The organism is Paeniglutamicibacter sp. (genome assembly GCF_046714615.1).
GTDB lineage: Bacteria > Actinomycetota > Actinomycetes > Actinomycetales > Micrococcaceae > Paeniglutamicibacter.
In genome coordinates, this window is the sequence record NZ_JBKKAP010000077.1 from 1 (window position 1) to 13,635 (window position 13,635).

14 protein-coding genes and 1 riboswitch are annotated in these 13,635 nt (G+C 67.5%); of the genes, 10 read left to right on the forward strand and 4 right to left on the reverse strand.

Annotated features, from left to right (window positions below):
- The first annotated feature begins 203 nt into the window (after window positions 1-203).
- The 4 genes from ACLQ7E_RS08245 (at window position 204) to ACLQ7E_RS08260 (ending at window position 5,032) form a co-directional block, all read left to right on the forward strand.
- On the forward strand, window positions 204-1,688 hold the full coding sequence (locus tag ACLQ7E_RS08245) for a glycoside hydrolase family 1 protein (protein WP_411732096.1): 1,485 nt from the start codon (window positions 204-206) through the stop codon (window positions 1,686-1,688).
- A 70-nt stretch (window positions 1,689-1,758) separates the two neighbouring features.
- The gene (locus tag ACLQ7E_RS08250) at window positions 1,759-2,379 is read left to right on the forward strand and encodes a LysE family transporter (RefSeq protein ID WP_411732097.1); all 621 of its coding nucleotides are present in this window, start codon (window positions 1,759-1,761) and stop codon (window positions 2,377-2,379) included.
- A gap of 126 nt (window positions 2,380-2,505) precedes the next feature.
- A complete protein-coding gene (locus ACLQ7E_RS08255; protein WP_411732098.1) occupies window positions 2,506-3,003 on the forward strand; it encodes a low molecular weight protein-tyrosine-phosphatase in 498 nt (165 codons plus the stop codon).
- Window positions 2,993-5,032, forward strand: coding sequence for a chorismate-binding protein (locus ACLQ7E_RS08260; protein ID WP_411732099.1), 2,040 nt, complete (start codon window positions 2,993-2,995; stop codon window positions 5,030-5,032). The genes ACLQ7E_RS08255 and ACLQ7E_RS08260 overlap by 11 nt, the downstream gene beginning before the upstream one ends.
- A gap of 98 nt (window positions 5,033-5,130) precedes the next feature.
- Here the strand turns inward: ACLQ7E_RS08260 and ACLQ7E_RS08265 are convergent, their stop codons facing one another.
- Window positions 5,131-5,541, reverse strand: a complete 411-nt coding sequence (locus ACLQ7E_RS08265; RefSeq protein WP_411732100.1) for a hypothetical protein — start codon at window positions 5,539-5,541, stop codon at window positions 5,131-5,133.
- A 209-nt stretch (window positions 5,542-5,750) separates the two neighbouring features.
- Between ACLQ7E_RS08265 and ACLQ7E_RS08270 the strand changes: the two genes are divergently transcribed.
- From ACLQ7E_RS08270 to ACLQ7E_RS08280, 3 genes are read left to right on the forward strand one after another with little or no spacing between them, the layout of a single operon-like run.
- Window positions 5,751-5,873, forward strand: a complete 123-nt coding sequence (locus ACLQ7E_RS08270; RefSeq protein ID WP_411732101.1) for an NAD(P)-binding protein — start codon at window positions 5,751-5,753, stop codon at window positions 5,871-5,873.
- Window positions 5,870-6,553 carry a hypothetical protein gene (locus ACLQ7E_RS08275; RefSeq protein WP_411732102.1) on the forward strand — a complete coding sequence of 228 codons (684 nt, stop codon included), beginning with the start codon at window positions 5,870-5,872 and terminating at the stop codon, window positions 6,551-6,553. Before ACLQ7E_RS08270 ends, ACLQ7E_RS08275 begins: the two co-directional genes overlap by 4 nt.
- A 57-nt stretch (window positions 6,554-6,610) precedes the next feature.
- On the forward strand, window positions 6,611-6,949 hold the full coding sequence (locus ACLQ7E_RS08280) for a hypothetical protein (RefSeq protein WP_411732103.1): 339 nt from the start codon (window positions 6,611-6,613) through the stop codon (window positions 6,947-6,949).
- Window positions 6,950-6,995: 46 nt separating this feature from the next.
- On the opposite strand, the gene cls is transcribed toward ACLQ7E_RS08280, so the two are convergent.
- Window positions 6,996-8,486 (reverse strand): cardiolipin synthase, encoded by a 1,491-nt coding sequence (gene cls, locus ACLQ7E_RS08285; RefSeq protein ID WP_411732104.1) that lies wholly within the window; start codon window positions 8,484-8,486, stop codon window positions 6,996-6,998.
- A gap of 100 nt (window positions 8,487-8,586) precedes the next feature.
- Between cls and ACLQ7E_RS08290 the strand changes: the two genes are divergently transcribed.
- Complete coding sequence (locus tag ACLQ7E_RS08290; protein WP_411732105.1) at window positions 8,587-9,462, forward strand: aminodeoxychorismate lyase; 876 nt, start codon at window positions 8,587-8,589, stop codon at window positions 9,460-9,462.
- A 59-nt stretch (window positions 9,463-9,521) separates the two neighbouring features.
- Window positions 9,522-9,983 carry an NUDIX domain-containing protein gene (locus ACLQ7E_RS08295; protein ID WP_411732106.1) on the forward strand — a complete coding sequence of 154 codons (462 nt, stop codon included), beginning with the start codon at window positions 9,522-9,524 and terminating at the stop codon, window positions 9,981-9,983.
- A gap of 84 nt (window positions 9,984-10,067) precedes the next feature.
- Here ACLQ7E_RS08295 and ACLQ7E_RS08300 read toward each other — a convergent pair whose 3' ends face one another.
- On the reverse strand, window positions 10,068-12,437 hold the full coding sequence (locus ACLQ7E_RS08300) for an ATP-binding cassette domain-containing protein (RefSeq protein ID WP_411732107.1): 2,370 nt from the start codon (window positions 12,435-12,437) through the stop codon (window positions 10,068-10,070).
- 15 nt (window positions 12,438-12,452) lie between these two features.
- On the reverse strand, window positions 12,453-13,076 hold the full coding sequence (locus tag ACLQ7E_RS08305) for an ECF transporter S component (RefSeq protein WP_411732108.1): 624 nt from the start codon (window positions 13,074-13,076) through the stop codon (window positions 12,453-12,455).
- A 54-nt stretch (window positions 13,077-13,130) separates the two neighbouring features.
- A riboswitch (TPP riboswitch) is annotated at window positions 13,131-13,252 on the reverse strand.
- Between the two features lie 70 nt (window positions 13,253-13,322).
- Between ACLQ7E_RS08305 and ACLQ7E_RS08310 the strand changes: the two genes are divergently transcribed.
- Window positions 13,323-13,583: a DUF4235 domain-containing protein gene (locus tag ACLQ7E_RS08310; protein WP_411732109.1), complete on the forward strand. Its 261-nt coding sequence runs from the start codon at window positions 13,323-13,325 to the stop codon at window positions 13,581-13,583.
- Window positions 13,584-13,635 lie beyond the last annotated feature (52 nt).

The following is a 13,635-nucleotide window of genomic DNA, read 5'->3' on the forward strand; positions in this document are numbered from 1 at the left end:
GACAAGGCCCGAAACGACGCGGACAACGCCTAGACGCAGCGGAGTGCCTCACCGAATCCCGGCGAGCGCGGCACGGGTTTCGGGCAGGACTCCTCCCAGGCTTACCCGGCCGCCTCTGGCCCGCAGCGGCGATTCGCACTAGGCTCGGGGCAACCGTCGGCCGAACGCTGGAGCGTTCATGATTGTTGAGGACAAACCCCACCATGACCGAACGCCCAAGCACGCTCCCTCCCCTTTCCGCCGCATTCGACACCACGCGTAGCCTGGATTTTCCGCCCGGATTCCGCTTCGGCTCCGCCACGGCCGCCTTCCAGATCGAGGGCGCCGGCCATGAGGACGGCCGCGAGGATTCCATCTGGGACGCCTTTTGCCGGGTGCCGGGTGCTGTCTTCGAGGGGCACGACGGATCGGTTGCCGCCGACCACTACCACCGGATGCCGCAGGACGTGCAGCTCATGGCAAAGCTGGGACTGGACACCTACAGGTTCTCCACGTCCTGGGCGCGCATCAAGCCCGGGGACCGGGCCGTGAACCCGAAGGGCCTGGACTTCTACTCGCGCCTGGTCGACGAGCTGCTGGGCCGAGGCATTGCCCCGTGGCTCACGCTCTACCATTGGGACCTGCCCCAGGCCTTGCAGGAGCAGGGAGGCTGGGCAAACCGCGACACCGCCCACCGCTTTGCCGACTACGCCCTGGAGGTGTTCGAACACCTCGGGGACCGCGTCACCCAGTGGACCACGCTGAACGAGCCGTGGTGCTCGTCCTTCCTTTCCCATGCCGGCGGCGAGCACGCCCCCGGGCACACGAACCCCGCCGAGGCGGTGGCCGCGGCGCACCACCTGCTGCTGGGGCACGGCCTGGCCACGCAGGCCATGCGGGAAGTGGCCGGCAAGGACCACAAGCTCGGGATCACCCTGAACTTCACCGTGGCCGACCCGTCCGACCCGCAGGATCCGGCCGACGTCGATGCGGCACGGCGCATCGACGGCTCGTTCAACCGCGTCTTCCTGGATCCGATCTTCCGCGGCCAATACCCGCAGGATGTGCTCGAGGACATGGCCGAGGCCGGGCTGGAACGGCACATTCAGGGGAACGACCTGGAAATCATTGCAGCTCCCATCGACGTGCTGGGCGTCAACTACTACAACGGCGAGCTGGTCGCCGCACCCCGGGTGCCACTGCTCCCGGAGGCCGACCTGGTGTTCACCTCCGAACGGGGCCTGCCCCGCCGCTCCCCGATGGTGGGCAGCGAACGCGTCACCCGGGTCTCGCGCGGCCTGCCGCGCACGGCCATGGGCTGGGAGGTGCAGCCCGGGGGGCTGGAAAGGTTGCTGCTGCGCCTGCAGGAGCACTACACCGGGCCGGCGGGCATCCCGATGGTGATCACGGAGAACGGTGCAGCCTACGACGACGCCCCTGACGACTCTGGGTTCGTGGATGACTCCGCGGACCGGTTGGCCTTCATCGATGCGCACCTGCGCGCAACCCACCGGGCCATGGAAAAGGGTGCGGATGTGCGCGGGTACCTGGTCTGGTCGCTCATGGACAATTTTGAGTGGGCCTTCGGCTACGACAAGCGCTTCGGGATCGTGCGGGTCGACTACGAGACCCTGCAGCGCATCCCCAAGGCCTCGGCCCTGTGGTATTCACAGGTTGCCGCCTCGCACCGGGTGCCGGCCCGCTCGTAGCGCCCCGCCCGCCTGGGACGCAGCGTCCGGCTGGTGGAGGAGGGCGGGCGCACTGCCCTAAACTTGACCGGTGACTCTCTCCCTATGGCTCTCGCTTCTTGGCGCCTCGACGCTGATCAGTTTCACCCCGGGCGCCGGGGCCATCAACACCATGACCAACTCGTTGAACTCCGGCTTCCGCCGCTCCATGTGGGGCATCCTGGGCCAGCAGGCGGCCCTGCTGGTCCACGTGATCGTGGTCGCGGCCGGTGTCGGGCTGCTGGTCTCCCGTTCCCCGCTCGCATTCACCCTGATCCGCTACGCCGGGGCCGCCTACCTGGTGTACCTGGGGGTGCGGTTGATCCTGGCCAAGCCGCAGAGAGCGGCAGAGATCGACGTCAAGGGCCGCGAATCGGGTTTCTCGATGTTCCGGCGCGGGCTGTGGGTCAACCTGCTCAACCCCAAGGCCATCGTCTTCTTCCTGGCCTTCACCCCGCAGTTCATCCGCCTCGATGCGCCGGCGCTGCCCCAATACCTGGTCTTCATCGGCACCATCGTGGCGGTGGACGTCGTGGTGATGTGGCTGTTCTTCGCCGCCTCCGCCAAGAGCTTCAGCCGCTTCACGGCCACGGAGCGCGGCCAGCGGATCCTGAACCTCGTCTTCGGCACGCTGTTCATCTTCGTCGCCGCCCTGCTGGTCTTCATCCACTGAGCCTGTCCCATCGAACCACCGGTGGTCCGGCCGTCAAGGGCACAATCCGATAACCATCACCACGAACCGTGTTCGGGCCTGTCACTAGGTGTGTAAGGGCCCTAGACTAAAACCATGTTCCGGATAATGACAGTGTGCACGGGCAACATCTGCCGCTCCCCCATGGCCGAGTACATGATTCGCACCGCACTAGGCGATGCAGGAATCGTTGATGTCTCGGTCGAGTCCGCCGGCACCAGCGACGGCGAGGCCGGCCACGGGATCGACCCGCGGGCCGCCGCCATCCTGCAGTCCCACGGCATCAACGCCGACGAGCACGTGGCGCGGGTCCTGGACCCTGCCGTGATACCCGGCGTCGACCTGTTGCTGGCCATGGACCAGGAACACCTGGCGGCGCTGGCAAAGATGCTTCCCGCCGACCACTCGGCGCCCCGCCCCGAATTGCGCTTGATGCGTTCCTTCGACACGACCCTGGCTTCGGCTCCCGTCGAGGGCCAGGGAATCTACGATCCATGGTTTGGCGACTCGGCGGATTTCCGCCTGTGCTGGCAAATGATCAACGCCGCCATCCCGGGAGTGCTCGACTACGTGCGCGCACACACCATGCCCCAACGTGGCAACTAGCCCCGTACTTGTCCTTGGCATTGATGGTCGATCCGGTGCCGGGAAGAGCACGCTTGCCGCGGAACTTGCCACCGCGCTGCGCCGCCACCGCGAGGTAGCCCTCTTCCACCTCGAGGACATCTACCCCGGATGGGACGGCCTGGAAGCCGGCACCCACGCGTATGTCACCGAAGTCCTGGCACCCCTGTCGCGCGGCGAGGCCGCGAGCTGGAACAGCTGGGACTGGGCGGCAAGCACCGCCGGTCCGCGCTCCACACTCTCCCCCGCCCCCGTCGTCATCATCGAGGGCGTGGGTGCAGGCTGCGCCGCCGCACGCCCGCTGCTCGATGCGCTTATCTGGGTCCAGGTGCCCGATGCCACGCGCAAGGACCGCGCCCTGGAACGCGACGGCGAGGTCTTTGCCGCGCACTGGGATGACTGGGCCGAGCAGGAAAACGACTACCTTGGCTCCGACGCGGTGCCCGAGTACGCCGACGTCACCGTGGCGAACCGTGCCGACGGCAGCGCACCGGACCATGTCCTGCGTGCCCTGAAGTCGCTGCCCCGGTGCTCCCCGGCGCTCTCCCCCGAACGAACCGAGGCGGCGGCCCAGGTGCCGGTTCACACGGCGGTGCCGGCGGCCCCCGACGCCGCCGCCCTTTTTGAGGCTTTGTACACCGGCGAGGAGCACGCGGTCCTGCTCGAATCCAGCAACCTCCACTTCGCCGACCCGCGCCAACGCAACCGCTACTCCATCATGGCCGCTGCAACCACCGAGGAATGCGCGATCTACGAACACCGCGGCGGTGCGGGGTTCCTGCGCGAGGGCACCGCCACGGCCACGATCACCGGAGGCTTCTTCGAATGGCTCGCCCGCAGCTGGGACGCCGCCGGCTTCCTGCCGGAGCAGGGCGAGCTCCCATTCATTCCGGGCTGGATGGGCCACCTGGGGTACGAGCTCAAGCGGGAAACCGGCGGAAGCGACATCCGGCCCGCGCCGGGGGATCCCTGGCAGCCGGCGGACGCCGCACTGATCAGGCCCTCCCAGGTCGTCGTGGTTGACCACCATGCCTCCACCGTGCACCTGCTCGCCACCGCAGCCACTGACGCCGAAGGGTTCTTCGACCGGGTCCGGGAGCTGTTGCCGCAGCTTCCCGCCGCCGCCGCGCCCGCACCCCTGGATCCGGCACCCGCCTTCACCTCCCGCGACAACCGACCCGCCTATCTGGCCAAGGTCCGTGCCGCGCAGGAACAGATCCGCCTGGGCAATAGCTACGAGATCTGCCTGACCACGTCCCTGCGTGCGGAGGCGGTGCCCTGCGACCCGTGGGAAAACTACCTGCGGCTGCGCGCGGCAAACCCCGCGCCCTTCGCACACTACCTGCGCTTCGGGGACATGGCCGCGGCCAGCACCTCCCCCGAGCGGTTCATGTCGATCGGCGCCGACGGCTGGATGCGCGCCGAGCCCATCAAGGGCACCAGGCCGCGCGGGGCAACTCCCGAGGCAGACCTGGCGTTGATGGATGAACTTGCGTCCTCGCCCAAGGACCGCGCGGAAAACATCATGATCGTGGATCTGCTGCGCAACGACCTGTCGCATTTCGCCGATCCCCGCACCCTCTCGGTGCCGCGGCTGTGCGCGATCGAAAGCTACGCGAGCGTCCACCAGATGGTCTCCACCATCGACGCCAGGTTGCGTCCCGGGGCCTCGCGCGCCGAGGCCATTGCCGCGGCATTCCCCGCCGGGTCCATGACCGGGGCGCCGAAGGTCTCCACCATGGAGATCCTGGATTCCCTGGAGGACGGGGCCGCCCGCGGACTGTATTCCGGTGCCGTCGGGTATTTCTCCGCCACCGGTGCCGCCGACCTTTCGGTGGTCATCCGCACCCTGGTCATGGGCCGCAATGCGGCGCGCGGCCACTGGGACCTGACCCTGGGGGTGGGCGGTGCGATCACCGCCGATTCCTCGCCCCAGGAGGAATGGGACGAGGTCCGCACCAAGGCCTTCGGGGTCCTTTCGGCCCTCGGCAGCGTGTTCCCGGGCAGATAGCCGGCCCGTCGGTCAGCGGGTGCTGTCCCGCGCCGGGCCGGCGGCAGTCCAATGGGTTGAATGCCGCAATGCCGCAAGTGAACGGCCTTGGTCTGGGCTTAGCTGACGGCCTTCTTCAGCAGCTCCACCAGATGCGTCTGATCGGCGGCGGTCAGCTTGGTCACGGCAAAGGAACTCGGCCAGAAATTGCCTTCGTCGAGGTTCGCGTCCGGCTGGAAGCCGATGGTGGCGTACCGCACCTTGAACTTGGCGGCGCTTTGGAAGAACACCACGACCTTGCCGTCGGCATTGGTGTAGGCCGGCATGCCGTACCACGTCTTGGCCCCCAAGGAAGTGTGCTGCTTGACCAGCTCGTGCAGGGTCTCTGCCAGCTCCTTGTCCGTGCCGGTCATCTCCTCGATGGCGGCAAGACATGCTGCTTCCAGGTCGGCACCGGCCTTTGCGGCCTTTGCTTCTGCCGCGGCGGCCCGCATGGCGGCCTTTTCCTCTTTGCTGAAGGTCGTGTTCACGGTTTGTTCCTTTCACTCGTCTGCGTTAGACCTTCACTCTAGGCGGAGCCAGCGGGGAGTGCTTCTCGAATCCTGCTTGACTTGGCTTGCCCTTGTTCGATGCGACCGGGGAATCCGCCCAGGTCGCACTGGCCCGGAAGAGTTGGCACAGCGGTATCGTGGCCGCAAGGGGCATCGCTTGCCCTGCGGATCGAATCGGGTGAAGCACCATGCGGGCATTGGTCGTCGGCGCGGGAATCGGCGGGCTGGCCGCGGGCGGGGCGCTGGCACGCAACGGCTGGCAGACCACCGTGCTGGAACAGGCACCGGGGCCCGCACCACCGGCTACATGATCGATTTCTTCGGCCCCGGCTTTGCGGCAGCCGAATCCCTGGGCGCCATCATGCATCTACGGCGGCATAGCGAGCTCTATGGGCGGGCCCGCTACCTCGATCCGGACGGTCGCACCCGGGCCCGGTTCGCCATGGATTCCTTCCTCAACGCCGCACACGGGAAGTACTTCTCCATTCTTCGCCCCGACATTGAAAAGGGATTGCGCGAATGGGTCGGCAATTCGGTGACAATCGTCCACGACGCGAGGGTCATCTCCGTCCAGACGGGCCGGTGCCCGGACGCCGGGGGCCCGGGAACGCCCGCACGCGCCGTGCTGGCTGACCGACGAAGCTTCGAGGCAGAGCTGCTCGTCGGGGCAGACGGCATCCACTCAGCGGTGCGTGGCTTCCTGCCGGGAACCCCGGAGTCCGGCGTGCTGCGGCATCTGGGATTTCACGTCTTCGGGTACGTCTTTGACGATCCCGGACTCGCGGCTTGGCTAGGCCGCGACGTGGTGCTCAGCGATTCCCTGGTTCGGCAGGCGACGCTTTATGCCCTCTCGGACGGGCGCGTGACGTTCTTCGGCGTCATCGAGTGCGACAACCCCGATCCCGACCACGGGACCAGGGAAGCGCTGTTTGCCCGGTTCCGCGGATTGGGCAGGCACGTCGAGCGGGCGCTGGACCGGCGCCCGGAGTAGGTCTTCGAGGATGTCGTCGCCCAGGCAGTGGTGCCGGCCTGGAGCGCGGGCCGCTGCGTGTTGCTCGGGGACGCGGCGTACGCGGTCTCGCTGCTGGCCGGGCATTGCGCTTCCTTGGCCATTGCCGGGGCGAAGATGCTCACCGACGCGCTGCGCTCCCACGGCAACGACATCCCCGGGGCCCTGGCCCGCTACGAGGAGACCTGGCGCCCAGTGGTTCAGCGGCAGCAGGCAGCCGTACGGCGAAACGCCAGGTTCTTTGTGCCCCCGGGCCGCAGGGCCCTGCTGCTGCGCCGCGTCTGGCTGCACCTGATGAACCTGGGCCCGGTGAATTCCGTGATGGCCAGACGCGTCTTTGGCGCATCCGTGCCGGGCAAGGGCCATCCCGAGCCTTGAACCGGTCCCGCAGCCGACCACGTCCCGGAGAGTTCCCTGCATGCGGCTATTGCAAGGTGGCCGAAAGCCGCGCCACGTTGTCGATCCAGCGGCTGAGCATCGGGCGCTCGTTCCATTGCTCCAGGGTCAGCTCGGTCGAATTCGCCCGGTAGCTGTCCTGCACCTTCATCAGCTCGTCGACCAGGTCGGAGCCCAGGAGCATCAGGGTGATCTCGAGGTTAAGCGAGAAGGACCGCATGTCCATGTTGGAGGACCCCATGACCACCACGTCGTCGTCCACCGCCATGCACTTTGAATGCAGGACCGCCGGGGCCTTGTAGAGGTAGATCCGCACCCCGGCCCGCAGCAGGGCCTCGTAGTAGGACTGCTGGGCATGCTGCACCAACGCCTGGTCGCCCTTTTCGCAGACGAAGAGCTCCACCTCCACCCCGCGCTGGGCGGCGGTGGTGATGGCGTAAAGCAGCGAGTCGTCGGGAACGAAGTAGGGGCTGGTGATCGAGAGGCGCTCGGTGGCCGAATAGATCAGCGTGTTGAACAGCCGAAGATTGTTTTCCGTCTCGAAGCCCGGTCCGCTGGGCACCACCTGCCCGAGGTCCTCCCCCGCGTCCGGTGCCTCGCGGATCGCATCCTCCACCGCGGCCAGGTCTTGCAGCAGATCCTCGTCGGACTCCTGCGACCAGTCGGTCGCGAAGACCACGTCGAGGCTGGTCACCAACGGGCCGTGGACCTTGACCATGAGCTCGACCCATTCCCGGCCGACCTTGTGCGCGCTGCTGCGCTTGTATCCGGGCTCGATGAGGTTCTGGCTGCCGGTGAAGGCCACCTGCCCGTCCACCACCACGATCTTGCGGTGGTTGCGCAAATCCGGGCGCCGCCACCGTCGTTGGAAGGGAGCCAGCGGAAGCATCCGCCGCCAGTTGATGCCCGCCGCGCTCATCCGCCGCACCAGCGCGAAATATCCCTTGACGCGCAGGGACCCCAGGTGGTCGAAGAGAACCCGGACCTTGACCCCGCGGGCCACCGCACGTTCCAGGGCCTCGAGGATCGGGGCGACGTATTCGTCGTCGTCACCGATGATGTAGAACTGCACGTGAATGTAGCGCCGGGCCCTGTCGATTTCCAGGCGCATCTCATCGAGGGATTCCTTGTAGCCGGTGATGAACTCCACCGCGTTGCCCCCCTGCAGCGGCAACGCCCCCAGCCTCCGGTTCAGCTCGACCGCCGAGAGCACCCAGTCGGGGGCGTCGGGCGCCCACGTACCCCCACTCAGGTGCTGGGTGGCCTCGAGGATCGATTCGTTGACGTTCCGCTGGCGCTCGATGCGGCGCCGGGAAAGCTTGGTGTTGGCAAAGAGCAGGTAGAGCAGCAGACCGGCCACGGGCAGGAAGAAAATGGCCAGCAGCCATGCCATTGCGGTGGTGGGTCGGCGGTTGCCGGGCACGATTCCGACCATGGTGATGCGGATGGTGAGCTCGATGCCCACGGCAATTGACCACAGGGCGGCACCAAGCGTCAGTGCGTCGTCGCCTGCGTCCATGGATCCCTCCTTGCCAGAGCCGGTTTCCCGGCCATACCCCAGACTACCGCCCGCACGGCGCTCACCGGAGAAGGACTTTCGCGGCGGTAATCTGGTAGCCATGACTGCACTTGTGTTCCTTGACCGCGATTTTCCCGCCGGCCGCGTCGCCGATGCCGCAACCGCACAGCTTTCGGTCCTCGACCAGGGCGTGACCCGCGGGGACGGGATCTTCGAATCCGCGCTGTACACCAACGGGATCGTGCGCAAGCTCGATGCCCACCTGGCCCGCTTGCGGGTCTCGGCCTCGACCTGTGACCTGCTTGTTCCGCACGAGGAGGCCTGGCGCGCGGCGATCGCCACCGCCGTAGCCGCATTCGATGCCGCCAACCCGTCCGAGGAAGCCGTCGTGAAGCTCGTGGCCACCCGCGGCACCGAGGGCAAGGACCACGGCACCTCCTGGGTCATGGTCAGCCCCGCCCCCGAGCTGGGACGCCGGCAGCGCAAGAGCGGGATCTCGGTGATCTTCCTGGACCGCGGCTACGACTCGAAGGTTGCCGAGCGCGCCCCCTGGCTGCTGATGGGTGCCAAGACGCTGTCCTACGCGGTGAACATGGCGGCGTTGCGCCATGCCAAGAAGCTGGGAGCGGATGACGTCATCTTCGTTTCCAGCGACGGAATCGTCCTGGAGGGCCCGACCTCCACGGTGCTGATGGCGCACCGCGACGGGGACACCAAGCGGCTGATCACCCCGACCCTGGAAACGGGGATCCTGCCGGGCACCACGCAGGGGGCCATCTTTGCCGCCGCCAGGGAAGCCGGGTGGGAGCTGGGCTACGGGCCACTGACTCCGGAGAACCTGATGGATGCCGAAGGGGTCTGGCTGGTCTCCAGCGTCCGGCTGCTCACCCCGGTGAACTCGATCGACGGCACCGCCATTGCCCGCGACGGGCAGCTGCATGCCGAGCTCACCGCCATGGTCAACGCCATCCAATAGGCGCATTTTTCGCGTCCGTTCCCCCGACGGATGCCGGACAGGATTCGAGGTTTCCCCCCATGCAGGAACTGTTCCAGCTGGTGCCTGCCGCCTACGTGGTGCTGCGCCGCGGCGGCCAGGTGCTATTGCAGCTGCGCCAAAACACCGGTTTCATGGACGGGCACTGGGCCTGCGCCGCAGCCGGGCACGTCGAGGCCGGGGAATCGGTGGAAGCCGCCGCGGTGCGCGAGGCCGCAGAGGAGATGGGGTTGACGCTGGATCGGCGGGACCTGCTCCCGCTCACCACCTTGCACCGCACCAACGACGGGGACTCCCCGCGGGACAAGCGCGTTGACTTCTTCTTCGCTGCCACACGCTGGGACGGGGAACCGAAAATCATGGAACCGGAGAAGTGCGCGGCCATTGAATGGTTCGACCTGGACAGGCTTCCCGAGCCCATGCCGGGGCATGAACGCTACGTGCTGGAAAACCTGGCCGCCGGGACGCTTCCTGCCATCGCCTCGCTGGGCTTCGAAGAGTAGCCGGAGGCACGCCGGGAAACAAGCAGGTCCCGGTCTCGGCACATCGCAAGATGCACCAAAACCGGGACCCGTCTTGTCGTTTGCCTAGGTCCAGACCAGGTTCCAGGTTCCCAGCGCGACGGCAGCCCAGGTGGCAGCGGCACCCAGCAGCAGCCCCGCGGCAACGACGCACGCATCCCGCCAGCCGTACACCGACGTCCTGAGCCAGGTCCGCGCATTGGTCCCGAAGCCCTTGGCCTCCATGGTCACCGCCAGGCGCGAGGCCCGGCGGATGGCCTGGACCAGCAGGCCAAAGACCTGCCCCAGGTTGGCGCGCATCCGCTGCCCCACCGACCCCCGGCTGCCCACGCCCCGGGCGCGCCGGGCCATGCCCAGCGTCGTCCATTCCTCGATCAGCAACCCCAGCAGGCGCATGCCTGCCAGCGCCCCGAGCACAAAGCGGTGCGGAAGCCGCGCTTTTTGTGCCAGCGCGTTGGCCAGGTCCGTGGGGTCGGTGGTGAAGAGCACCAGCACCGCGGGGATCGCTACCGCGAAGGCACGCATGCCGGTGGCGGCACCGGCTGCCAGCGAACCCTCGGTGATGTCGAAGATCCCCAGGTCCAGCAGCACCGCCCCGGAGTCGTTGCCCACCAGCGCGGTGCCCCAGGCCCCGAAGAGCGCCGCGAGAAGCAGTGGCCAGCCCCGGGCCAGGAAGCGCGGGATCGACAGCCCGGCCAACGGCAACGCCAGGAAGGTTGCCAGCACCACCAGGGAGCTGCTGACCCAGTCCATGGAGGCCACCAGCGGGATCGTTGCCAGCGCCACCGCGGCCAGCTTGGCCAGCGGGTTGGCCTTGCCCAGGAAGCTGGCCCCGCCGCGTACATCTGCCTGAAGCAACCCGGGGCGGACCCCGGCATCAGGGGTGCCGACCTCGGTGCCGCGGGCATCGAGGACGAATTCGTTGGCGCCCAGTGCGCGGGCGAAATCCGCGTCATGGGTCACGGCAATGATCGCGGTGCCGCCCTCCAGTTCCTCGCGCAGCAGCAGCGCAAGCTCCCGCCACGTATTGGCGTCCTGGCCGAAGGTCGGCTCGTCAAGGATCAGGATCTGCGGGGAAGAGGCCAACACCGTGGCCACCGAGAGCCGCCGCTTTTCCCCGCCCGAAAGGGTGAAGGGGTTGGCCGAGGCAAGATGCCCCAGCCGCAGCCGGGCCAGCAATGACTCGACCCGCGACTCGATCTCCGTCTGGGTGAACAGTGGCTCCCGGGTGCCGGACTTGACCGCATGCTTCGGGCCGAAGGCCAGTTCATCGGCCACCGTGTTGGTGACGAATTGGTGTTCGGGTTCCTGGAACACCGAGCCGATGCGGCCCACCAGTTCGGTGGCGCGCCAGTGGTAGGGACGCGCCTCGGTCCCGGCCGCCAGCTCCGCGGTGGCCAACACCGTTCCGGAGGCCTGGGGCAGCAAACCCCCGAGCGTCAGCGCGAACGTCGACTTGCCCGAGCCGTTTGCCCCGCGCACGCACCAGGCTTCGCCGGCCCCGACGCGCAGGTCAAGCCCGTCGGCGGCCGGAACGCCGCCGCGTTTCCGGGTGACGGCCAGGGCGCTGGCCTCGAGAAGCAGGGCGCCGCTTTCCTTGCGGGTGGCCCTGGCGTCGATGGCCGGGGTGTATCCCGGCACCCAGACCCCGGCGGAGATCAGTTCCTCGCGGATGATGCCGGGCCCGAAGAGCTCGTCCGGGGTTCCGTCGTGGGCGATGCCCCCGCCCGGTTCCAGCACGATGACCCGGTCCATGTGTGGCGCCCAGGCCTCCAGCCGATGTTCAACGATCAGCAAGGTCGCCCCGGTGGCATCCACGGCACGGATCACCGCGTCACGGACCTCCAGCACGCCGGCCGGATCGAGGTTCGCCGTCGGCTCGTCCAACAGGACCAGCCCCGGGCCCATGGCCAGGATCCCGGCCAGGGCCAGGCGTTGTTTTTGCCCGCCCGAGAGCGCCGCGGTGGGGTGGTCCAGCGGGACATCGAGTCCCACTGCGTCGAGGGCATCGATGATGCGCTGGGAGATCTGTTCCGACGGAACGGAAAGGTTTTCGGCGCCAAAGGCCACGTCGTCCCCGACCCTGGCCTGGACGACCTGGGTTTCGGGGTCTTGTTGCATGAGCCCGACCAGACCGCGGCCCTGGGCCACGGGCGTTCCATCCAGCAGGAGCTCGCCGGAGGAATAGGCCTCGTCGTCCTCGTGCAGGACCCCGGCCAGGGCATAGAGCAGTGTGGACTTGCCGGCGCCCGAGGGCCCGGCCAAGAGCACGCGCTCCCCGGCGCGGATTTCCAGGTCAAGGCCCCACAGCGCCGGTTTGGCGCGGTCGGCATGCCGCCAGCCCCAGTTGCGGGCGCTGACGGACACCGCCGTGGCGAGCCGGCTGTCATTCCCGGGGGCGTCGGCTTCACGGTGCAGCATCGAAGGTGAAGTCATGATGGCGACGTCGTCCTAGACGATGGGTTCGGTGGCCGCCTTGCGGCTGGCCAGGGCGCCCAGGGCGCCGGTCTTGGCCAGGGCCCTGGTCGCCAGGAAGGAGAGCAGCCCCGCAATGACGATGCCCGAGATGGTCATGAACGCGATGTAGGCGAAGAGCATGCCGGGGGTGTATTCGGGGTACCAGCGGAAGATGAAGGTGTCGTTGATGCTGCCAAAGAGTCCCGCACCGGCACCGGCCAGCAGTGCCACGGGCAGGTTGAACTTGCGGTAGCGGAACGCGGCGAAGACCAGCTCCGCGCCGAGGCCCTGGATCAGGCCGGAGGCCAGGACGGTCAACCCGAATTCAGAGCCCATGAGCGCGGAAACCATGGCGGCGACCAGTTCGCAGAAGAGTGCGGCTCCGGGCTTGCGGATGATCAGCGCGCCGAGCACCGCGGGAAAAAGCCACATGCCCGAGACCAAGGCGGCCGAGGGAGGGAAGGCCAGGAACAGGACATCGAGCAGGTGGTGGCTGCTGTTCCAGGCCCAGAAGATGACGCCCGAGGACACGGCGATGACTGCAGCAATGACGATGTCAACGACGCGCCAGGACGGAGTGGCCGTGTGGTGCCCGGCAGGCTGGTTGGTGATGCTCATGGTGGTGATCCTCCTTGGATACAAGGAGGGGAGGGAAAACGTTCATGCGAACGCACCCCTGAGAACTCGACTTCCTTCGCCGGTACTAGCCGGGGCAGGTTCGAGGGTCTGCGGTTATCCGCACTCTCAGCGCCTTGGTGCGAATTTCTTCGCACGACGCTCCCCTGTCGTGATTGTTTCAGTCCTATGATGCTACCTCAGCTATGCTGGGGCAGGTACCGTTGCCCGCAACATTTGGGAGGCCCCATGAACAGCATGATGAAACTTATCGGCCCAGTTATTTCCATCGCCGCAGGATTCGTGGGTGGAAAGATCGTTGACAAGGCATGGATTGGCTTCACCGGCCAGCAGCCGCCCAAGCACGGCAACAAGGAAGCCCAGGCCGAGGCCAGCATGCGCCAGGCCATTGTCTTTGCCGTCCTCTCGGCCACGACCGCTGCCCTGATCCAGGTGCTCACCGACCGCGGAACCCAAAGGGCCCTGGCCCGGTTCGCCAAAAAGGCCTGATGCACAGACGACACCCGGGTGCAAGGGTTTAACCGGGACCCCGGAGTCCGTT